Genomic DNA, 21936 nt, shown 5'->3' on the forward strand with positions numbered 1-21936 from the left:
GTAACCCGCCACAACCGACACAGCCACGAACAGTCCCAGACCCGCCACCACGGATCCCGATCAACCCGACCCGATCCGAACAATCAACCACGTAGCTGTCTCACCACACGAACGTGCGGAAGACAGGCTGACGGCACCCGGACCGGCGCCGGCGCGGGTGTGCGCGCCGGCGCCGGCCTCGGGCGGACCCCCGGTCAGCGGGTCAGGGTGGTCACCGAGAGCTGCTGCACCGCCGGGTTGACGCAGGCCGAGACGCCCGACAGCGGCAGCCGCAGCGCGGTGGTGTTGGCCGGCGGGTAGATACGCAGCGCCGCGACCGGGGTGGTCTGCGAGGTCTGCTCGCAGCCTTCCTGGAGGCCGGGATGGACGGTGCGCAGCGTCGCCGTCGCGGACGCGCCCGGAGCCAGCCGCGCCGACGCGCCGGCGGGACCCGTCCGCACCGCCGGCGCGCCGACCTGCCGACCGGCCGCGTCGACGTAGGACACGCCGGGGAAGCCCCGCAGCAGGCAGGTCGCGGAGCCGGTGTTGGTCAGGACCAGTTTCTCGTAGGTGCTGCCGGCGGCGCCCTCCGCGTCGGCTGAGCGCACCGTCAGCCGCGACGTCGGGCACAGCCCACCATCCGGAGCGACGGCCCCTGCCTCGGACGGAGTCGGCGCGGCCGGGGCGGCCGCGGGTGCGGACGGTGTCACGCCCGGCGCCGCGGACGCGGGGGCTGTGGACGCGGGGGCTGTGGACGCGGGGGCTGTGGACGCGGGGGCTGTGGACGCGGGGGCGGGGGCGGCGGGGGCGGGCGAGGCGGTCGGCGACGGCGTCCAGCCGGCCGGCGGACCGCCCCTCGGCGAGACGACGGTGGCCGAGGTGCCGGCCGGGTCGGAGCAGCCGGCGATGCCGACCGCCGCCAGCGCGGCCGCGGCGACCAGCAGCGCCGGCCTGGCCAACCCGCCGGCCAACCCGCCGACCGGCGCCTGGTGCGACGAGGGGCGACGCGGCTGGGAACCCCGCTGGATCCGATGCATGGCGACCTCCCTGTCCGGCGCCCGGAACGACCCCGGCGCCCGGATGCTCTGCGGCACCTGGATGCTCGTCCGGCACGCGGGCGTGAGATCCGGCGACGTCGTCCTTACTCTTCCCGCTGTCACCCTCCGTGACACCCGCGAGAGCGGACCCGGGCCGTGATCTTCTACCGATGCCCGTGCCGACCCTGGACCGTCCGGCGGCGACAGGCCATCGTGAGGAGGAGCCGTCGCGCGGACGACCGCGGTGAAACGGACGGCGCGCCCGGCGCGTTGAAACCCAGGTGACGGGGTACGGCCAGCGCACCGGGGCGACCAGCACCGACCGGAAGGGATCATGAAGGACTCCGACGACGCCGGATGTAGTTCCGGCCGACCCACGTATGCAGAAGCGCCGACGGGGGTCGACCGATGATCGAGGCGCTTCTGCTGATAGTCGGTCTCGCGCTCGTCGCCACGTGCGGCGTGTTCGTGGCCGCCGAGTTCGCCTTCGTCACCGCCGACCGGCCCACGGTGGAGCGGGCCGCGCAGGCCGGCGACCGGGGCGCCAGGGGTGTGCTCGCCGGTCTGCGCACCCTGTCGACCCAGCTCTCCGGGGCGCAGCTGGGCATCACCGTGACCAACCTCGCCATCGGCTTCCTCACCGAGCCGGCGATCGCGCAGCTGCTGCACGGCCCGGTGCGGGCGCTCGGGGCCTCCGACGGGGTCGTCGACGCGCTGTCGGTGACGATCGCGATGGTCCTCGCCACCGCGGTCGCGATGGTCTTCGGCGAGCTGGTGCCGAAGAACCTGGCCCTGGCCCATCCGCTGGCCACCGCCCGCGCGGTGCAGGGCCCGCAGCGTGCCTTCACCCGGGCGACGAGCCTGCTCATCCGCTCCCTGAACGCGACCGCGAACCGGTTGCTGCATCGCCTCGGCATCGAACCGCTGGAGGAGCTCGCCTCCGCTCGCTCGGCGCAGGAGCTGTTCTCCCTGGTGGGACGTTCCGCCGAGCATGGCACGCTGTCCCAGGAGACGGCGACGCTCGTGCAGCGGTCCCTGCTGTTCGGTGACCGCACCGCCGAGGACGTGATGACACCGCGGATGCGGATGCGCACGGTCCAGGCGGACGACCCGGTGAGCGAGGTCATCATCCTCACCCGTCGCACGGGCCACTCCCGTTTCCCCGTGCTCGGCGCCGACAGCGACGACGTCGTCGGGGTCGTCCACATCAAGAACGCCGTCGGCGTCCCGGAGGAGGATCGCGACCGCACGCCGGCCCGCGCGGTGATGGTCGCGCCGGTGACCGTGCCGTCCACCCTGCTGCTGGAGCCGCTGCTGGAGACGCTGCGCGCCGGCGGCCTGCAGATGGCCATCGTCGTCGACGAGTTCGGTGGCACGGACGGCCTGGTCACCGCGGAGGATCTCATCGAGGAGATCGTCGGTGACGTCGTCGACGAGCACGACCGGGTCTCGCCGCGGGCGCTGCGCCGCCGGGACGGCAGCTGGCTGCTGTCCGGTCTGTTGCGCCCCGAGGAGGCCGGCAACATCACCGGCATCCCCGTGCCCACCGACGACACCTACCAGACGCTCGGCGGGCTGATGGCCCGCGAGCTCGGCCGGATCCCCCGGGCGGGCGACGCGACGGCGGTCGGGGGCGTGCGTTTCACCGTGGAGCGGATGGACGGCCGCCGCGTCGACCGGGTCCGCCTGGATCCCGTGGCCCCGACCGGTGTGACGACCGTGGACGACGATCCCCCGCGACGCCCGGCCGGCGATCCGTCCGCGCGGCGTTCGGGCGCCGAGGCGACCGGACAGGCGGCGGACCGATGAGCTCGCTGCTGATGATCGCCGCGACCGTCGCGCTGCTGGCGCTCAACGCGCTGTTCGTCGGCGCCGAGTTCGCGTTGATCTCCGCCCGGCGGACGAGCATCGAGCCGATGGCCGAGTCCGGCTCGCGGCTGGCGAAGATCACCCTCGGTGCGATGGAGAACGTGTCGCTGCTGCTCGCCGGCGCGCAGCTTGGTGTCACCGTCTGCACCCTGGGGCTGGGCGCGCTCGGCGAGCCGGCGATCGCGCAACTGCTGCACGGCCCGTTCGAGGCCGCCGGGCTGCCCTCGGCGTTGCTGCACCCGCTGTCGTTCGCGATCTCCCTGGGCCTGGTGACGTTCCTGCACGTCGTCGTCGGCGAGATGGTGCCCAAGAACATCGCGCTGGCCCTGCCGGACCGGTCCGTGCTGCTGCTCGCCCCGCTGCTGGTCACCTTCGTGCGGCTCGGCAAGCCGGTGATCATCACGCTGAACGCGGTGGCGAGCCTGACGCTGCGGCTGGTCGGCGTGCAGCCCAAGGACGAGGTGGCCAGCGTGTTCACCCGCGACGAGGTGGCCGGCCTGATCGAGGAGTCGCACCGGGAGGGACTGCTCGCCGAGGACGAGCACGAGCTGCTCACCGGGGCGCTGTCGTTCGAGGAGCGCACCGCCCGCACCGTGCTGCTCGCCCCCGACGGGCTCGTCACGGTGCCGCCGACGATCACCCCCCGCGAGGTCGAGCGGCTCGCCGCCCGGACCGGGTACACCCGCTTCCCGGTCCGCGCCGACGACGGCGCGGAGATGACCGGCTACCTGCATCTCAAGGACGTCCTGGAGACCAGGTCGCAGCGGCGGGCAAGCCCTGTCGCGGCCAAGTGGATCCGACCGCTGGCGCATGTGGGCGCGGACGACAGCCTGCGCACCGCGCTCGCGACGATGCAGCATTCCGGCGCCCACCTCGCGCGGGTCACCGACGCGGACGGCGCGGTGCTGGGGCTGGTCGCGCTGGAGGACATCCTCGAGGAACTGGTCGGTGAGATCCGCGACGACGCGGTCCGCGGCGGCAGCGCGCATCGTCAGGAGCACCAGCCCGCCTGAGCACGGCCCCCGCCCGTCCGACGCGGACGGGCGGGGTCGGCCAGGAGCGGCCGGGCGCCGGCGGGATCAGGTCCGCCGGGGCCCGCGGGCGACCACGACCGCCATCGACGGCGCCCACCAGTAGCTGCAGTCGTCCGGGGGGCGCAGACCGTCGACGACCTCGACGCTGAACGCGCGGAAGTGGCGCAGCAGGGCCCGCTGGTGACGCCGGGACAGGGAGTCGATCTCGTTCGAGTAGTAGGTGAACACGCCGTCGTCGGTCAGGTGCTCGGCGGCGTGCGGGAAGAAGTGCTCGGCGAACGTCGCGTCCCGCAGCACGTAGGCGTCGACCTCGGCCTCGTCCATGGGGTAGGTGTCGAACAGGATGCCGTCGAACCGGCCGAGGGCGGGCAGCGCGTCCTGCCAGCGCCCGGTGACGATCTCGACGCCGCGCCGGCCGTCGGCGACCGCCCACTGCTCGGCGACCCGCGCGGTGCTCGGGTTCGCCTCGACGACGACGTGGCGGGCCGCTCCCGCCTCCTGCACGAATCCGGCGGACAGCCCCAGACCGAACCCGATCTCCAGCACGCTGCCGCCGGCGGCGGTGACCGACCGGGCCAGCGCCCGCATCAGTGGGGCCTCCCAGGTCTGCATCACCTCCTGCCCGGAGACGAGCAGGGTGCCGTCGACCACCGCGGGCTCGGCGACGTCGATGGCCGATTCGATGAGGGGGCGGGCGGCGCCGGGGACCATCGTCGCGGCGGCCTCGTCGAGGGCGCCGAGATCGGCGACGAACTCGTCGAGGGCCCGGTCAAGCAGGAAACGGCGCGGCTCGGGCGATATCGGGGCGAGCAGGGACGAGCCGGTCGGGATGAGGGTCACCTCGAACTTCGCGGCGCGACGGAGCACTCGACCTCCCAGGGCGGGGCGGCCATCCGACACCGGTCTGCGGCGACCCCGACGCGGAAAACGGGACGGGCCAGCCGGCCGCGCAGCCCGACGCGACGGCCGCCGGGTCGGCCGGACGTCGCGGCGCCGCGTCACACGCTAGTCACCACCGGCCGCGACCGGGCCAGGAACGGCGAAACCAGCCGCATCGCGACCTCCGCCACCCAGACCCGGACAAGACCCCGCCCCGGTGAGGCGGGGTTGGACGACCCGCTGTCCCCGGGCAGCCACCGGCGCCACCGGGGGCGTGTCAGGGCGTGTCGGTGTCACGACAAAGACGGGGCTGCCTCCCGTTTGCCCCTACTGGTATGAAGAGGTGGTAGACGGGTGTCCGCGGCGTCGGCCATGGTCACCGGGCCGGGGCAGGGGCATGCGGGGCCGCGAGGCCACCGCGGGAGTGGGGCATGGTGACGGGGTCTTCGCCGCCTCCGCTGTCCGGGAACCAGGCGCGTCCGCTGCAGCCCGACGATCCCCGCCAGCTCGGCGCCTACCAGGTGATCGGGCGACTCGGCCAGGGCGGCATGGGCACGGTGTTCCTCGGCCGGGCGCCGGACGGCAGCGCCGTCGCGATCAAGGTGATCAGGCCGGAGCTCGCCCAGCGGCCCGAGTTCCGGGCCCGCTTCGCCCGCGAGGCGGAGAGCGCCCGCCGGGTGCGCCGGTTCACCACCGCCGCCGTTCTCGACGCCGATCCGCACGGCCCGCAGCCCTATCTGGTGACCGAGTTCGTCGAGGGCCCGACGCTGTCGCGGCACGTGGCGATCCGCGGGCCGATGCGCCCCGCCGACCTCGAGCAGCTCGCCGTGAGCGTGACGACGGCCCTGAGCGCCATCCACGCCGCGGGCATCGTCCACCGCGACCTCACCCCCGGCAACGTCCTGCTCTCCCCCGTCGGCCCCAAGGTCATCGACTTCGGCCTGGCCCGCGAGTACAACGCCGACACCGAGCTCAGCCGCAACGTCCGCCAGGCGATCGGCACCCCCGGCTACATGTCACCGGAACAGATCATGGATGCCCCGATCACGTCGGCCGTGGACGTGTTCGCCTGGGGCGCGATCATGGTCTACGCCGCGACCGGGCAGCCACCGTTCGGCACCGGCCGGATGGAGGCGATCCTTTACCGCATCCTCAACGAGCCCCCGCAGCTCGGCGGCGTCAACGCGGAGCTGCGCGGGCTCGTCGAGGTCGCGATGGCGAAGGATCCCGCCGCCCGCCCGAGCGCCGAGGAACTGCGCACGGCGCTGATCGGTGGCACCACGCCGCCGGTCCGCCCGACCGGCCTCGCCGTCGCTCCCCCGCCCCCGGCGACCCCCTCGACCCCCTCGACCCCCTCGACGTCCGCGCCGGGCGCCGAACCGGACACCCACGCCGCGCGCCCGCGCCGGTGGGGACGCCGCGGGCGCGGCGCCGAGGCGGAGTCGACGGCCGGCCAGCCCGCCACCTCCGCGCCGGCCGCGGCCGCCACCACCGGCGCGCCGCCCGTGACCTCCCCGCCCCCCGCTGCCACCAACGCCCCGCTCCCGGCCGGCGGCCCCATACGCACAGCTGGCTTCCCGCCGCCGGCAGCCGGCGGCGCGGTGCCGGCGGCCGGGGGGCCGGTGCCGGAAACGGGGACGGGCGGACCGGTGCCGGGGGCCACGCGGCTTCCGGGTCTGGCGGCGCCGTTCGGCCCGGCGGTCGGGCGGGAGGCCCAGCGGCGCGGCGCCGGCGGCGACGGCCCGGCGACGCAGATGCCCCGCGCGCAGATGCCCCGCACGCAGATGCCCCGCACGCAGCTGTCGCCGCCGCCCTTCGCCGCCCCGCCGCTGGTCGGCAGCCGCCCGGCAGCGCCGCCGGCCTCGGGCCCAGGGAGTCCTACGGGTCCCGGCCGGCCGGGACCCGCGTCGGGTCCCCCGCCGCCGCCCGCCGCCGGCGGACAGAACGCGACCGGGACCGTCGAAGGACTGAACGTGGCCCGCCTGCCCGCGCTCGCGCCACCCCCGGGTGCGGCCGCGCCCGCCGCCACCGGCACCGGTGACCCCGCCGTCCCGGCGGGCGGCCAGGCGGGACCGGCGGGCGGCCCCGTGGGACCTCCGGCGCCCGGCCGGGACCGTCGGCGACGCCGCGTCGTCATGCTGGCGGGTGCGGTGGCGCTCCTGGCCGCCGCCGCGGTGGCGGTGCCGCTGGTCGTGCTGGGCGACGACGGCGGCTCCGCCCGGCTCGGTGCGGACGAACGGGCCGCGGCGTCCACGCGTCTCGCGGCCGACGCCGCGGCCCGGCGCGCCCAGGACCCGCACAGCGCCGCGAAGCTCGCGCTCGCCGCCTACGCCGTCTCCCCGACCGCCGCCGCCCGCGACGCCCTCATCGCGTCGTTCACCCGGTCGACCGCGACCCAGGTCGCGGCCGCGGGCCCGGCGTACTCCGGGCTCGCGCTGAGCCCGGACGGCGCGGTGCTGGCCGGCACCGACGACACGGGCCGGCTGCATCTGTGGCGGGTGGACGCGCAGGGACGGCCCACCGTCGCCGCCGAGGGTTCGGACGGCGACCACGCGGCGGGCGTGGTGTTCGACAGCAGCGGGCGCACCCTCGCCACCGGCGGCGCCACCGACGCGGGCCGGCTGTGGGACGTCACCGACCCGGCCCGGCCGCGTGCCCTCGGCTCGCTGGGCACCCAGGCGACGCCGGTACACCAGCTGGCGCTGTCGTCGCACGCCCACCTGCTCGCCACCGCGGGCGTCGACTGGTCGGTCGGGCTGTGGGATGTCACCGACCCGAGCCGGCCGGTGTCGCTGCAGCTGCTGATCGGCCGCGCCGGGCCGGTCACGGGCATGGCACTGCGCCCGGACGGCGCCGTCCTCGCCATCGCCGGGGTGGGCGGCACCGTCCAGTTGTGGGACGTGCGCGACGCGCGTCACCCGCAGCAGACGGGCACGGTCTCCGGGCACGCCGGCGCGGTGAACAGCGTCGCGTTCAGCCCCGACGGCACGCTGCTCGCGAGTGGTGGCGATGACCGGACCCTGCAGGTCGCCGACGTCACCGATCCGGCGCACCCCCGGGTGACGCGCCGCCTGACCGGACATGGCGCGCCGGTGGCCGCCGTCGCCTTCGCCGGCCGTGAGCAGCTGCTCAGCGCCGACGCCGGCGGCACCGTCGTCTACTGGAACCTGGCCGCGGCCGCACCGGCCTTCACCTCGCTGGGTGCACTCGACGGCGCGCCACGGGCGATGACCACGGCCGACAACGGTGCCGTGGGCCTGACCGCCGAGCGGGGCACGATCCTGCTCGGGACACTCGAGCCGCGGCGGCTGCGCCGGTTGGCGTGCGCGGACCCCGCCGCCGCGCCGAGCCGGGCCGAGTGGGCCAGCCTCGCCCCGGGCGTCCCCTACACCGACGCCTGCGCCGGCTGATCGGGCGCCCGCGCCGGCCGGTGGAGCGGCCGCGCGGCCTCGACCAGGGCGGCGCCTCGACCAGGCGGCGCGCTGACCAGGGCGGCGCGCTGACCACGCGACGCCTCGACCACGGCGACGCGCTGACCAGGGCGGTGTCTCCACCGCGGCGGCGCTGGCACGTCAGGACTCCGACGGCCTGGGCGCGTCCGTGCCCGCGAAAGCGCGCCGGCGCCGGCGGCGGACGCCGAGGAACAGGATCCCGCGAGCGCCACCGCGGCGACGATGCCGACAACGAGGGCGGTCCTGGCGGCGAAGCCGCCGATGACCAGACGGCACCAATCGGCGCTATCTGGCGCTCAACCGGCAACAGATTTCAACCTCCCGGTCGCCTGAGCCGCACCGCGCGTGGCGGGCGGCGAGGCCCCGGTCAGGCGGGTACCGGTCCCACCCCCGCCGTGAGCGCGTTCAGCCGGGAGACGTTCTGGCCCACGGTGTCGTCGGTGCGGGGCACGTAGTGGGCGTCGAAGGCGATCTTGCGCCCGTTCTCGAGGAAGTAGCGCAGGAAGGCGGCAGTCGCCGGCTGGCGTACCGCGTCGATCCGCGCGTAGATGTACAGCGGCTTGCACAGCGGCAGGTACAGCCCGGTGCCGACCGCGACCGCCGTGGGCGCCACGCAGCCCTCACCGTTGTTGATCTCGACGCCGCGCAGCCGGTCTCCGAACGTCTCGAAGGTGGGGAAGTCCAGGTAGCCGATGGACAGCCGATCGCCGGCGACGTCGTTGGCCACGCCGCTGAGGTCGGCCTGCCGGTAGGAGCGGGACCGGTCGCTGGCGTCGCTGATGGTGGCGTTGAAGACCTGCGCCTGCACCGACGTGCGGGGCGGGCCGACGAACGACACCGGCTCGTCCGGGAAGGAGGAGTCGATCTGGTTCCACCGGGTGATCGACGAGTCGGCGCCCCAGATCTTCTTGACCTGCTTCAGCGTCAGGCAGTGCAGCCAGGTGTTCTGCGGGTTGATCACGATCGGCAGCGTGTGGTGGGCGACCTCGAATCCCACCAGCTTCTTCTCGCAGGCGGGATCCTTCAGCGAGCCGGGGTTCGGCTCGAAGGAGGCGTCGGCGAGGTCCGCCTTACCGCTGCACAGGGCGGCGAAACCGTCCTCGGTGCTCGTCGCCTCGATGCTGACGGTGACGTTGCGCTGGGTCCGGCGGAACTCGTTGTAGGCCGTCTCCGTGATCGGCGCGACCTCCGACGAGCCGGCGACCCGGACCAGGTTCGGCGCCGGCGGCGGCTCCGGCGACGAGGTGGCCGGCGGCGGGATCGGATCGGTCGTCGGGAAGGTCGACACCGAGGCCACCGGCGTGCCGGAATCGGAACCCCGGTCGGTGAGCACAACCCCGGCGGTCGTGCCCGCCGCCACGAACAGGACCGCGACGATCGCGGCCGCGATCAGGCCTCGGCGCGACCCGAAGATCCCGCCCCCGCCCCCGCCCCCGCTACCGCCGCGCCTGGCTCCGCGACCACCCGGGCCGGCGGCGCCACCCGACGCGCCGGCGGGCGCCGGTTCGCCGACGGAGGCCTCGGCACCGCCGGCGGAGGCCCCGCCCTCGGCACCGACGAGCCCGTAGGCGCCGGCCGCGGCCGCCACCGGGCGATCGCCGGCCCCGCCGGAGCCGGCCGCGGGACCACCCACACCCGCGGCACCCACGCCCGGGTTCGCCCACGCGCCACCGCCTGGGCCGTGGCCCTGGCCGTACCCTGTCGCCTGCCCGGTGTCCGTAGCCTGGCCGTAGACCGTCGCCTGGCCGTAGGCCGCGCCCGGGGCGACAGTGGCCGCGCCGGACGTCCCCCAGCCGCCAGCGGCCGCGTCGGCGCTCTGACCCGGCGTGCCGGTGCGGCCGTCCGGCCCGTCACCGACGACCCACCGCGCGGTCGGCCCGTCGATGTCGCCGCCGCCGGCCATCGCGGCACCGGCACCGGCAGCGCTGGCACCCGGTCCGGCCGCGGCCGCGGCGGCCGGATCGGCGGAGGCAGCGGCGGCGGGCGGCGTGCTGCCGTCACCGGCCAGGTACGGGGGCAGCGAGCTCAGGCTCGCCGCGTCCGGCGGGCGGATCAGCGCGGTCGTGTCGTAGGTCTGCTCGGCGCCGGCGCCGCCGGCCCGCGTCGCGCGGTCGGCGAGGTCCGCGGCGAGGATCGCGGCGCCCATCGCCAGGTCCGCGTCGGACCGGTGCTCGATCCTGGTGATCTCCGGGAAGGCGGCGCGCAGCCGGCGCGACACCAGCGGCAGGTAGGCGAGTCCGCCGGACAGCAGGATGCGGGACAGGTCGGCGGGCCCCGCCGGCACCGAGCGCATCGCGCGGCGCAGCGTCTCGACGGTGTCGTCGATCGTCGGGCCGACCAGCGTCTCCAGCTCGGCCCGTGTCAGGGTGGTCGTGGTCTCCACGCCCGGCAGGCTGACGGTGAGGTCGGCCTCGTCCTCCTCGGCGAGGACCTCCTTGGCCTGCGCGGCGTCGCGGCGCAGCCGGGCCAGCGCGGTCCGCACGGCCGGGTCGGACCGGTCCAGGCCGGCGGCGACGCCCGCGTGGTCCAGCGCGCGCTCGGCGAGCATTCCGTCGAGGTCGAGGCCGGCGCCGTGGCGCATCCCAGCCGCCGTGCCGACGAGCTGGTAGCCGAACGGCGAGAACGACAGCACCGCGCTGTCGAGAAACCCGGCGCCGAGGTCGTACCAGCCGACGAGGTCGACGGTCTGGGTGAGCGAGGCCCGGGCGAGCAGCGTGCCCATCGCGTCGGCGGCGGGGATGGCCACCACCGGCATCTCCAGGCCCGACAGCTGCCCGATCGCCTCGGCGAAGGCCTCCCGCCGGCTCGCCGGCCAGAACGTCGGATGGGTGACGACCACCTGGTCGGGCAGGCCGCCGAGCTGCTCGGCGGCGGTGGTCACCAGGTGCGCGACGAGCCGGCCGAGCAGGCCCTCCCGGCTGTACGCGGCGCCGCCGAGGAGGACCTGGCCGTCGTCGCCGAGGCGGCGCAGCAGGTCGGTGGCGGACCGGTCCGGGTCGGTGCGGGCGCGGCGCGCCGCCGCGCGGGCGAACACCAGCCCGCCGCCCGCCGGGGCGTACACGACCGACGGCAGCCGCCGCTGCCCGCCCAGTTCCAGGACGCGTGGCCAGCCGCCGTCCGCGATCCCGACGATCGTGTGCGCGGATCCGATGTCGATGCCGAGCTGATAACCCACAGCGTCTCCCGAACCACGCGTCACAGGGCCCGCCCCTATCGGGAGTCGAACCCGCCCATCGGAGACCCTCCCCCCAGATGGTGAAAACATCGTAAGCGTCCGACCAGGCATTTTTCGTGTCCGCTGGCGGACAGAAAAAGTCGTGCTCACGCTGAACCGAAACCGCCGCCGGGTCGTGCTCAAGGAGAATCGGGCGGTAACACCGCTGGCCGGCTCCGGAGTTCGCCGCTCGCCGCCCGCGACGCCGCCATCCGCACTCGGCCCGTCGCGATCCGGCCTCCTCGACCAGCCCGGCACCATCGGGCCGTGGCCAGATCATGGCGGGTGCCGGCGCCTGGTGAGCGAGACCGCCCGCGCCGCCTCAGGGGTTCACAACGACCTTGATCGTCTCTCCGCGGGCGACGGCCCTGATGGCCTCCTCGGTCCGCTCCAGCGGGAACCGGTGCGTCACGAGCTCCTCGAATCCGAGCTCCGCGCCGTACTTCGCCGCGATCTCCACGGTCCTGTGGTAGCTCTCGGTCGAGCCGCCAAGCGTCCCCAGGATCGTGAGGGCACGGTTGTTCACGACCACCGGGTTGAAGTCGACGGTCGCGGTGCCGGAGTAGAGCCCCATGATGAGATATCGCCCCTGCGGTGCCAGGAGATCGATCCCCTCGGGAAACGCCGACACATGCCCGGCGGCCTCCACCACGACGTCCGCGCCACGCCCGTCGGTGGCGGCGAACACCCGGGCCCGCCGGTCCTCCATCGACGTGGACTCCAGGGACAGCACCTCGTCCGCCCCCAGCCGCGTCGCGGCCGCGAGCCGAGGCCGCGGGTCGCCGATGACGATGACGCGTCGCGCGCCGGCGTCGCGCGCCGCCACGATCGCGGCGAGCCCCACGGGTCCCGAGCCCTGGATCACCACGGAGGCCCCCTCCACCGAGCCGAGGCGCTCCAGCCCGCCGAGCGCCGTCGGCATCGCGCAGCCGAACGCGATGACCGCTTCGGACGACACCTCGCCCGGCACCCGGAAGAAGGCCGCCGTGCGGCGCACGATCGCGTACTCCTGGAAACCGGCCGACGTCCCGGGACCGTATGGCGCCGGCCACACCATGCGCTCGCACAGTGCGGTCGTGCCACCGGAGGTGCAGTGCCCACATTCACCACATGGCGTCGGAGGTAACCAGTACAGCCTGTCTCCTGGTCCGATGGGCGCACCGGCCCTGTCGGTCCGCACGTCCGCGCCACACGCGACGATCACGCCGACGCCCTCGTGGCCGAAGCAGATCGGCGCGGGCGGTCTCGGCAGGTCGCCCGAGAGGCGGTGCAGGTCCGTGCCGCAGACTCCGGCGTGCGTGACGCGCAGCAGGAGCTCGTCCGACCGCGGCTCGGGCACGGCGTGCTCCCGCAGGTCCAGCGCGTCCCCGGAACCCGTGAACACCACCGACCTGCCGATTCTGCCCGCCATCGCGGCTCCTCCCCGTCGCACGATCAGTCGTTGACGATAGTGCCGCAGGCCACCATCCGGGCAGTATCGACCAATGGGGCTGTACCGGTCTGGTTCCAGGCCGCACCTCGGGTCGTGATCTTCGCGGATGGTGTCGCGCGACGGCTCCTGGCAGCGTGATGGCCGTTTCACGGCAGCGCGTGTCGCATAATCCGGGCGAACCGGACGGGGAACCACGAATTCGCGACACGGTGCCGCTGTCCCCCGCAATCACTTCCCATCCGAGGGAAGTGCGCGCGATATGCGACGTACCGGGAGCGACCGAACCCGGTTCTCGACCACGGCCGCTCGAGGCGACGGTCGGTAGCTGCGGGCGAGGCCGCTGGTCAGGGCGTGCAGGCCGGGGGAGAACAGGGGTTCTTCCACCGGGTTCGGCCTAGGCGGGAGCGGATGACCGAGGTGCCGGCACGGGTTCGGCGAAGGCGGTGAGGATGGCGTCGGCGGCGAGCGCCGGGGTGAGGGTGCCGTCGCGGACGCGGCGCTCGAGGTCGGGGGTGAGCTCGCGGACGCGCGGGTGGGCGCGCAGCTCGGCGAGCAGGCGGTCGTGGACCATCGCCCAGGTCCACTCGACCTGCTGGCGGCGGCGGCGGGCGGCGAGCTCGCCGGAGGCGTCGAGGGTGTCCTGGTGCTTGACGATCTGCGCCCAGACGGTGTCGATGCCGGTGCGTTCGGCGGCGCTGCAGGTCAGCACGGGAGTGTTCCAGTCCCGCGGGCCGGCGGCGCCCTGCAGCATCCGCAGCGCCCCGGCGAGTTCCCGGGCGGCGCGGCGGGCGTCCATCTCGTGCGGACCGTCGGCCTTGTTCACCGCGATGACGTCGGCGAGCTCCAGGACGCCCTTCTTGATGCCCTGCAGCTGGTCGCCGGTGCGGGCCAGGGTGAGGAACAGGAAGGTGTCGACCATGTCGGCGACGGTCGTCTCGGACTGGCCGACGCCGACCGTCTCGACGAGCACGATGTCGTAGCCGGCCGCCTCCATGATCACCATGGCCTCACGGGTGGCCTTGGCGACGCCGCCGAGGGTGCCGGCGGTCGGCGACGGTCGGATGAAGGCCGCCGGGTCCACCGACAGCGCGGCCATCCGGGTCTTGTCGCCGAGGACGCTGCCGCCGGTCCGGGTCGAGGACGGGTCGACGGCGAGCACCGCCACCTGGTGGCCGCGGCCGGTGAGCATGGTGCCGAGCGTGTCGATGAACGTCGACTTGCCGACGCCGGGCACGCCGGTGATGCCCACCCGCCGCGCCTTGCCCGCCTGCGGCAGCAGCATGACGAGCAGCTGCTGCGCGAGCTCCCGGTGGTCCGCCCGGGTGGACTCGACGAGCGTGATGGCCCGCGCGATCCAGGTTCGCGACGAGGCCAGCACGCCGTCCGCGTACTCGGTGAGATCGATGGGTCGCCGGGTCACGATGCCAGGTATGTCATGACGCGGGCGGTTCAGGTGCCCGAATGGCCGAGCTGCCTGGCCAGGGTCGCGAGCAGCTCCAGCGCGGCGTCGGCGATGACCGTCCCCGGCGGGAAGATCGCCGCGGCCCCGGCGGCCCGCAGCTCGTCGAAGTCCTGCGGGGGGATGACCCCGCCGACCACGATGAGGATGTCGGACCGGTCGAGCGCTGCGAGCTCCTCACGCAGCGCGGGCACCAGGGTGAGGTGACCCGCGGCGAGGGAGTTCACGCCGACGATCTGCACGTCCGCCTCGACCGCCTGGCGGGCGACCTCGGCGGGCGTCTGGAACAGCGGGCCGACGTCGACGTCGAAGCCGATGTCGGCGAAGGCGCTGGCGATGACCTTCTGGCCGCGGTCGTGGCCGTCCTGGCCCATCTTGGCGACCAGGATGCGGGGCCGGCGACCCTCCTCCCGCTCGAAGGCGGCGGCGGCCTCGCGGGCGGCGTCGACGTTACCGGCGGAGCCCGCCTCGTCCCGGTACACGCCGGAGATGGTACGGATCTGGCCGGCGTGGCGCCCGTAGACCTTCTCCAGGGCGTCGGAGATCTCGCCGACCGTGGCCTTCGCCCGGGCCGCGTCGACGGCGAGGGTGAGCAGGTTGTGCGACAGGTCGGCGGGACGGCTGCCGTCGCGGGCCGCCTCCGCCGCCGCGGTCAGCGCGCCGAGCGCGGCGGCGACGGCGGTCTGGTCGCGCTCCTCGCGCAGGCGGCGCAGCTTGTCGATCTGCTCGGCGCGTACCGCCGAGTTGTCGACCTTGAGCACCTCGATCGCCTCGTCGGCGTCCACCCGGTACTTGTTGACGCCGATGAGCGGCTGGCGGCCGGCGTCGATGCGCGCCTGGGTGCGCGCGGCCGCCTCCTCGATGCGCATCTTGGGGATGCCGGCGTCGATGGCCTGGGCCATGCCGCCCGACGCCTCGACCTCGCTGATGTGCGCCCAGGCGCGGCGTGCCAGGTCGTGGGTGAGCCGCTCGACGTAGTGGCTGCCGCCCCACGGGTCGATGACGCGGGTGGTGCCCGACTCCTGCTGCAGCAGCAGCTGGGTGTTGCGGGCGATGCGGGCGGAGAAGTCGGTGGGCAGCGCCAGCGCCTCGTCGAGGGCATTGGTGTGCAGCGACTGGGTGTGGCCCTGGGTGGCGGCCATCGCCTCGACGCAGGTGCGTACCACGTTGTTGAACACGTCCTGCGCGGTCAGCGACCAGCCGGAGGTCTGCGAGTGGGTGCGCAGCGACAGCGACTTGGCGCTCTTCGGGTCGAACTGCTTCACCAGCCGCGCCCACAGCAGCCGGGCGGCGCGCAGCTTGGCGACCTCCATGAAGAAGTTCATGCCGATCGCCCAGAAGAACGACAGCCGCGGCGCGAACGCGTCGATGCCGAGGCCCGCGCCGAGGCCGGCCCGGATGTACTCGACGCCGTCGGCGAGGGTGTAGGCGAGTTCGAGGTCGGCGGTCGCGCCGGCCTCCTGCATGTGGTAGCCGGAGATGGAGATCGAGTTGAACCGCGGCATCTTCTGCGAGGTGTACGAGAAGATGTCCGAGATGATCTGCATCGACGGCTGCGGCGGATAGATGTAGGTGTTGCGGACCATGAACTCTTTGAGGATGTCGTTCTGGATGGTCCCGGCGAGCTGTTCGGGGGCCACCCCCTGCTCCTCGGCCGCGACGATGTAGAGCGCGAGCACCGGCAGCACGGCGCCGTTCATGGTCATCGACACGCTCATCCGGTCCAGTGGGATGCCGTCGAACAGCTGGCGCATGTCGAGGATCGAGTCGATGGCCACCCCGGCCATGCCGACGTCGCCGGTGACCCGCGGGTGATCGGAGTCGTAGCCGCGGTGGGTGGGCAGGTCGAAGGCGACCGACAGGCCCTTCTGCCCGGCGGCGAGGTTGCGCCGGTAGAACGCGTTGGACGCGGCGGCGGTGGAGAAGCCGGCGTACTGGCGGATCGTCCACGGCTGGGTGACGTACATCGCCGGGTAGGGACCGCGCAGGAACGGGGCGACGCCCGGATAGGTGCGCAGGAAGTCGAGGCCGGCGGTGTCCTCGGGGGTGTAGAGCGGCTTGACCGCGATGCCCTCGGGGGTGTCCCACGTCAGTGCCTCGACGTCCTTGCCGGTGGCGGCCTCGACGGCCGCGCGCCACGCGTCGGTGGGCGCGTCGGCGCCGGCCGGCGGCCCGCCCAGCTGGACGTGGGAGAAGTCCGGGATCGCGGTGGAGCGCGCCGTGGAGTTCTCGACGGACATCAGGCCACTCCCGCCTCGGCCAGTGTCGCCTGGAGCACGGCGACGGCGTTGCATCCTGTGAACACGTACCCGCCGATACCCGCCTCGGCATCGGATCCGGCGCGCTCGCCGGCCTGGCCCGCGAGCCAGACCTGACGGGCACCGGCCTCGCGCAGCGCCCGCGCCACCCCGGCGGCGTGCTCCGCGTACACCTTGTCAGCCGAGCACAGGCAGGCGACGGCGGCGCCGGAGGCGGTGAAGGCCGCCGCGATCGCCGCCGGGTCGGTGCCGGGCCCGGATGTCGGGGTCTCGCAACCGCCGGCCTGGAACAGGTTGGCGGCGAAGGTGGCACGCGCGGTCGACGCGGACGCGCTGCCGAGCGTCGCCAGGAACACCGCCGGGCGGGCGCCGGTGGCCGCGTGCGCGTCGGCGCGGGCCCGCAGCGCCTCGAAGTCGGCGTCGTAGTGGATCTCCGGGAGCCCCGGCGCCGCGCCCGCGGGCACGTCGAGCTCCTCGACGGGGACGGCGGGACGCTCGGGCAGCTTCTCGGCGACGTTGGGGAACTCGCTGACGCCGGTGATCGGGTCACGGCGGTGGGCGATCGCGTCGAAGCGGTCCTGCCGGGTCGTCTCGATCCGGCTGGCGACGATTCCGCCGCGCAGAGCCGCCACGATGCCGCCCGCCTGCTCGATCTCGGTGAAGGTGGCCCAGGCGGCCTCGGCGAGTTCGGCGGTGAGGGACTCGACGAACCAGGAGCCGCCGGCCGGGTCGATCACCCGGATCAGGCTCGATTCCTCCTGCAGCAGGGTCTGGGTGTTGCGGGCGATGCGGCGGGAGAAGTCGTCGGGCCGGCCGAGACGGCTGTCGAACGGCAGCACGGTGACCGCGTCCGCACCACCGACGCCGGCCCCGAAGCACGCCAGCGTCGTGCGCAGCATGTTCACCCAGGGGTCACGACGGGTCATCATCGCCGACGAGGTGACCGCGTGCTGGCGCTGGGCCCGCGCGTCCGGCTCCGCGCCGCACACCTCGGCGACCCGCGCCCACAGCCGGCGGGCGGCGCGCAGCTTCGCGATGGAGGTGAACTGATCGGCGGTGACCGCGTAGCGGAACTCCAGCTGGCCGAGCGCCTCGGCGAGGCCCAGCCCGGCGTCGGTGAGGGCGCGCAGGTAGGCCACCCCGGTGGCCAGCGACGCGCCGAGCTCCTGGGCGTCGCTGGCGCCGGCGCGATGGTAGGGCTGGGCGTCGACGACGACGGCCCGCAGGCCCGGGAACTCCCGTACGCACCGGGCCGCGAGGGCGGTGGCGTCCCCGAGCCCGGCCGGCCCGTCGGCGGCGAGGCCCGCGCGGGCCGCGAGGCCGATCGGGTCGGCGCCGAGACTGCCCGCGAGCCGCGAGCCGGGCAGCTCGCGGGCCGCGGCCAGCCGGAACAGCTCCTCGGCCGCGGGCACGGTCAGCGCACCGGCGTCGAGCACGACCGGCGCGAGGTCGAGGAACACCTCGGCCAGCACCGTGCCGAGCGCGTCGACCGGCAGGCCGCCGGGCCCGAGGCGCAGCCACAGCGACGTGACGCCGTTCTCGAGGTCGCCGAGCACGGCCTGCGCCGCCGCCTTCGGGTCCGGCCCGGCATGCAGGGCGCGTACGTCCCAGCCGTCGCTGCCCGCGCCCTGCGCCCGCCCGCCGCGGACGAACGGGGCGAGGCCCGGCAGGCCCACACCGTCGACGGGGGCATCGTCGGCGGTGTACAGCGGCCGCAGGCGCGGACCACTGTAGGTCGGCGTGGCCAGAAGGTCCTCGGCGCCGTCCGGGGTGGTCGCCTCGGTGGCCGCGCCGGACTTGCGCAGCACCTGGAGGACGAGCTTCTGCCACTCGGCACGCGTGGCTTCCGGAAAGTCGGCCGCCAGCGACATTCCGGCAGTTGGAACGCTCATGCTCCGGATCGTAGGCGCGGGACGTCCGGTGGGCTTGGAATGTACTTCCCATCACACGGCCTGGCATCCGTTTGCCCGGATGGTGGCGTTGCTCACGGCCGGCGATCCGCCGGTCTCAGGAGGCGCGCAGCGCCTGGCCCGTGTTCCCGGCGAGGACCTGGCCGACCGCCGCCACGATGCGCTCCGGGTGCCACGCGACGTCGAGCGCGCTGAACCGCAGCACCGTCCAGCGCAGCGCCGCCAGCGCGTTGCCGCGCTGGCGCTCGTGGTGCACGACACCCGCCGAGCTGGCGGCGGTCCAGGTGTCCGCCTCGACGTCGAGCCGGTGGCGCGGCCAGGCGAGGTCGAGCCGCGCGACCACCTCCCCGGCCGCGTCGGTGACCGGCCACTGCAGGTGGGGCGGCGCGAGACCGGCGTCGGTGAGCAGCAGCCGTAGCCGGGTCTCCAGCGCCGACTCGGCGCGCCCGTCGGCCAGCGGCCACCACCGCAGCACCGTGCGGAATCCGCGTCGCCCCTGCGCCGACTCCTGGGCGCCCTGCAGGTCCCGCACGAGACCGCCACGCAGGGCGGCGTCCATCTCGGCGACGGCCGCCTCCCGCGCCGGGGCTGAGAGGACCAGGTCGGCCAGCGTCCGTGCGGGCGACGTCAGCGGGATGCCGTCGAGCTCGATCCGCTCGTCCGCGCCCAGCTCGGTGAAATGCAGGCGAATACCGCGCGGCTGCGCCCGGGTGAGCTTCGGCGGAAGCATCAGGTGCACCGGCTCCTCGGCGCTGTCGGAATCCGCGGCGGGAAAACCGAGCAGACGCGCCGCGCTCACCCCGCACACGACCGCCTGCGGACGCCCGACCAGCGCCGCTCGGGCGCGGGCGGCCAGCGGGAACGGCGGGGGCGGAAACGTGACGGGACCGGCGGCGACGACCGGCAGCGCCTCGACCTCGGCCGTCGGGCGGGGGCCGGCGGGCCCCTCGGCCACCGCCGGGAGGCCGGCGAGGCGCAGCGGCGGGCACCCCTGCGCTCCGGGCACGACGAAGGCCCCGCGGACGGGATGGTTCCACTGCCCGGAGTGGACGAGCTGGCGCAGCTGGCCGCGGGTCAGGCCGGCGGCGATCGCCTGCCGGAAGGTGATCATCCCGCCCTGTCGGCGCGCCACCGCGATGGCCGGGTCAAGGCCCGGATAGAGAGGAATGACGGGTCGGGTCGGCTGGGTCGAGGCCGAGGTCGAAGAGGTCATGACCACAGAATCCAGTATCGGCGGCGAGCGATCCAGCCCCGGGAGAAATCTGTGGATAACCACGCGCGCGACCATCGGTAAGCAGATCGTCTGCCCTTTCCGCCCATCCGAGGATGCTCCCGTCGCACCATTCCCCCGAGTATTCGGACGACGCTCACGGAAATGGTCGTCCGCACGGGAAAGGCGCGAAGCAACCGGGTTCGCCGGGCGTTGGGGCCGGTGGCGTCAGCAGGTGCCCGCGGTCGCGGCGCCGCCGCCCCACTCGTCGGGGATCCGCCGGCAACACCCCGCCGGCGAGGGCAGCAGGCAGCCGACCGTCAGCACCACCGGCGGAACGGGCCGGGCGACGAGACGGCGAGACGGCGAGACGGCAGACCTCCGCCAGACGCATCCGGCCCGCCTCCCTCAGCCACCCGGCCTCCACGCCGGTGTCGGGCCGGTACTCGACCCGGTGCGTACCCACCGCCCGGCTGGTCGGCGGGGCGTGGGCAGCGCGGCGGGACGGGCGCCGGCCCCACCGCTCAGCTGTGCCCCGCCAGCAGCAGCGGGAGGTCGTGGGCGTAGTCGGCGACGTCCGTGCCGGCCTGGTATCCGACCCGGGCGACGCCGTCCGGCCCGATGGCAGTGACCTGGCTGCTGTGCGGCACGATGATGCCGCCATCCGCAGCCGTCGTCGGCGTGCTGAACGTGACCCCGGCCGCGCCGGCGAGTCGGGTGATGGCGTCCGCGGGCCCGGTGAGGCCGACGAAGGAGCTGTCGAACTGGTCCAGCCAGTGGCGCAGCACCGGCCCGGTGTCCCGGATCGGGTCGGTCGTCGCGACGACGACGTGGACGCGGGCCCGCTGCGCCGGGGTGAGCAGGCTGAGCGCCGCGGCGAGGTCGGCGACGGTGGTCGGGCAGATGTCCGGGCACGACGTGTAGCCGAAGAACAGCAGGGTGAGCCGGCCGTCGGTGGCCGCCGGCAGGGTCCATGGGCGGCCGGCGGTGTCGGTCAGGGTGATGGCCGGCAGGCGCACCGGCGGGTCGAGGCGCACGCCGCGCACGCCGCTGGCCCCCGCCACGTCGTCGAGGCGCACCACCGCCGATCCGCCCGCCGCCCCACCGCCCGGCGAGGCCGACGAGCCGCCGGCTCCGCAGCCGGCGATCAGTCCGCCGAGCAGGACGAGCACGCAACCGAACCCGAGCACGGCCGTCCGGCGGGCGTGGGTCACGGCGGCTCTCACGTGGCCCGGCTGGCCAGGCCCAGGGCGTAGTCGAGCCACCACTGGCCGGCCGGCGGGCCGCCGTTGCAGGCGCCGTCGGACTCGCCGGGCACCTTGATCCACAGAAAGGCGTCGGCCCGCGGGTCACCGGTGGCGCCGGTCGGTGCCGGGCCGAGCCCGCGCCCGGACGGGTTGCACCAGGCGTTGTCCGGCGCGGGGCCGCGACCGTTGCGGGAGGTGTCGACGACGAAGTGGGCGCCGCCGCCGAGCGCGGCGACGATCGCGTCGCCGTACGCGGTCTCGTCGGCTGTCTCGTCGAAGTTCGACACGTTGAGGGCGAAGCCGCGGGCGCGGGCGACGCCGGCCTGGCGGAGCCGGGCGGCCATGTCGGCGGCCGGATGCCAGGTCGCGTTGCCGGCGTCGATGTAGACCTGGGCACCGGCGGCGGTGAGCTGGTCGACGGCGTCGCCGAGCATCGCGTAGCGGGCCGCGGCGGCGGCCGGTGCCAGGCAGTCGATCTGCGCCAGCGCGTCCGGTTCGAGGATGACGGTCGCCCGGCCGCCGAGGCCGGCCGCGAAGGCGGCGATCCAGGCCCGGTAGGCCGCCGCGCCGCCCACCCCGCCGGCCGACTGCCCGCCCCCACAGTCGCGCTGCGGGATGGCGTAGGCGACCAGCACAGGCAGCGCGCCCACCGCGCGCGACGCCCCCACCCGGGCGCTGACCCGCGCGCGCGCCGCCGCCGGGTCGGGGTCGGTGATCCAGTCGGCATGCGGATGCTCGGCGAGGCGGGCCAGCGTCGCGGCACCGGCGGGATCGCTTGCCCGCAGGGCACGCACCGCCGCGGCGGCGTCACCGTTCGGGTCGACGAAGAGGGTGGCGCCGGCGAACGGGTTCCCGGCGAGCGCGCCGCCGAGCGCGGGCGTGGCACCACCGGCCGGCGCCGCCGGCGCGGAGGTGGCGCCGTCCGCCGGGGCACCGGCGGGTGAGCTCGGCAGAGC

Annotated in this window: 14 protein-coding genes; 4 read left to right on the forward strand and 10 right to left on the reverse strand. The window is 75.0% G+C overall.

The genetic code is table 11. The annotated features are described in order from the left end of the window. Positions 1 to 194: 194 nt before the first annotated feature. A complete protein-coding gene (locus AC6EXY_RS31040) occupies positions 195 to 1016 on the reverse strand; it encodes a DUF4232 domain-containing protein (protein ID WP_499818067.1) in 822 nt (273 codons plus the stop codon). On the opposite strand from AC6EXY_RS31040, the gene AC6EXY_RS31045 reads away from it, so the two are divergent. The 3 genes from AC6EXY_RS31045 to AC6EXY_RS31055 all read left to right on the forward strand — a co-directional run bounded on the left by AC6EXY_RS31045 (position 1015) and on the right by AC6EXY_RS31055 (position 3898). Then, positions 1015 to 1176, forward strand: coding sequence for a hypothetical protein (locus AC6EXY_RS31045; protein WP_165818362.1), 162 nt, complete (start codon positions 1015 to 1017; stop codon positions 1174 to 1176). The genes AC6EXY_RS31040 and AC6EXY_RS31045 overlap by 2 nt on opposite strands. Positions 1177 to 1424: 248 nt before the next feature. After that, entirely contained in the window at positions 1425 to 2825 is a 1401-nt protein-coding gene (locus AC6EXY_RS31050) for a hemolysin family protein (protein WP_101831838.1), read from the forward strand. Beyond that, the gene (locus AC6EXY_RS31055) at positions 2822 to 3898 is read left to right on the forward strand and encodes a hemolysin family protein (protein WP_101831839.1); all 1077 of its coding nucleotides are present in this window, start codon (positions 2822 to 2824) and stop codon (positions 3896 to 3898) included. Before AC6EXY_RS31050 ends, AC6EXY_RS31055 begins: the two co-directional genes overlap by 4 nt. Before the next feature lie 66 nt (positions 3899 to 3964). Here the strand turns inward: AC6EXY_RS31055 and AC6EXY_RS31060 are convergent, their stop codons facing one another. Next, positions 3965 to 4786 (reverse strand): class I SAM-dependent methyltransferase, encoded by an 822-nt coding sequence (locus tag AC6EXY_RS31060; RefSeq protein ID WP_101831840.1) that lies wholly within the window; start codon positions 4784 to 4786, stop codon positions 3965 to 3967. Between the two features lie 443 nt (positions 4787 to 5229). Between AC6EXY_RS31060 and AC6EXY_RS31065 the strand changes: the two genes are divergently transcribed. Next, on the forward strand, positions 5230 to 8208 hold the full coding sequence (locus AC6EXY_RS31065; protein ID WP_499818066.1) for a WD40 repeat domain-containing serine/threonine protein kinase: 2979 nt from the start codon (positions 5230 to 5232) through the stop codon (positions 8206 to 8208). A gap of 409 nt (positions 8209 to 8617) precedes the next feature. Here the strand turns inward: AC6EXY_RS31065 and AC6EXY_RS31070 are convergent, their stop codons facing one another. The 8 genes from AC6EXY_RS31070 to AC6EXY_RS31105 form a co-directional block, all read right to left on the reverse strand. After that, positions 8618 to 11425, reverse strand: coding sequence for an Hsp70 family protein (locus tag AC6EXY_RS31070; RefSeq protein WP_499818065.1), 2808 nt, complete (start codon positions 11423 to 11425; stop codon positions 8618 to 8620). A 361-nt stretch (positions 11426 to 11786) separates the two neighbouring features. After that, positions 11787 to 12875, reverse strand: a complete 1089-nt coding sequence (locus AC6EXY_RS31075; RefSeq protein ID WP_101831923.1) for a zinc-binding dehydrogenase — start codon at positions 12873 to 12875, stop codon at positions 11787 to 11789. Between the two features lie 415 nt (positions 12876 to 13290). Then, positions 13291 to 14316 (reverse strand): methylmalonyl Co-A mutase-associated GTPase MeaB, encoded by a 1026-nt coding sequence (gene meaB, locus AC6EXY_RS31080; RefSeq protein ID WP_101831924.1) that lies wholly within the window; start codon positions 14314 to 14316, stop codon positions 13291 to 13293. A 29-nt stretch (positions 14317 to 14345) separates the two neighbouring features. After that, positions 14346 to 16595, reverse strand: coding sequence for a methylmalonyl-CoA mutase (gene scpA, locus AC6EXY_RS31085; RefSeq protein ID WP_101831925.1), 2250 nt, complete (start codon positions 16593 to 16595; stop codon positions 14346 to 14348). Continuing rightward, complete coding sequence (locus AC6EXY_RS31090) at positions 16595 to 18505, reverse strand: methylmalonyl-CoA mutase family protein (protein WP_101831926.1); 1911 nt, start codon at positions 18503 to 18505, stop codon at positions 16595 to 16597. Before AC6EXY_RS31090 ends, scpA begins: the two co-directional genes overlap by 1 nt. A 115-nt stretch (positions 18506 to 18620) precedes the next feature. Continuing rightward, positions 18621 to 19736: a type IV toxin-antitoxin system AbiEi family antitoxin domain-containing protein gene (locus AC6EXY_RS31095; protein WP_101831949.1), complete on the reverse strand. Its 1116-nt coding sequence runs from the start codon at positions 19734 to 19736 to the stop codon at positions 18621 to 18623. Between the two features lie 521 nt (positions 19737 to 20257). Continuing rightward, positions 20258 to 20947, reverse strand: coding sequence for an SCO family protein (locus tag AC6EXY_RS31100; RefSeq protein WP_499818064.1), 690 nt, complete (start codon positions 20945 to 20947; stop codon positions 20258 to 20260). Between the two features lie 8 nt (positions 20948 to 20955). After that, positions 20956 to 21936 (reverse strand): glycoside hydrolase family 6 protein (locus AC6EXY_RS31105; protein ID WP_499842451.1); only part of this gene is annotated, 981 nt, incomplete at its 5' end.

Source organism: Frankia sp. RB5 (genome assembly GCF_059816245.1).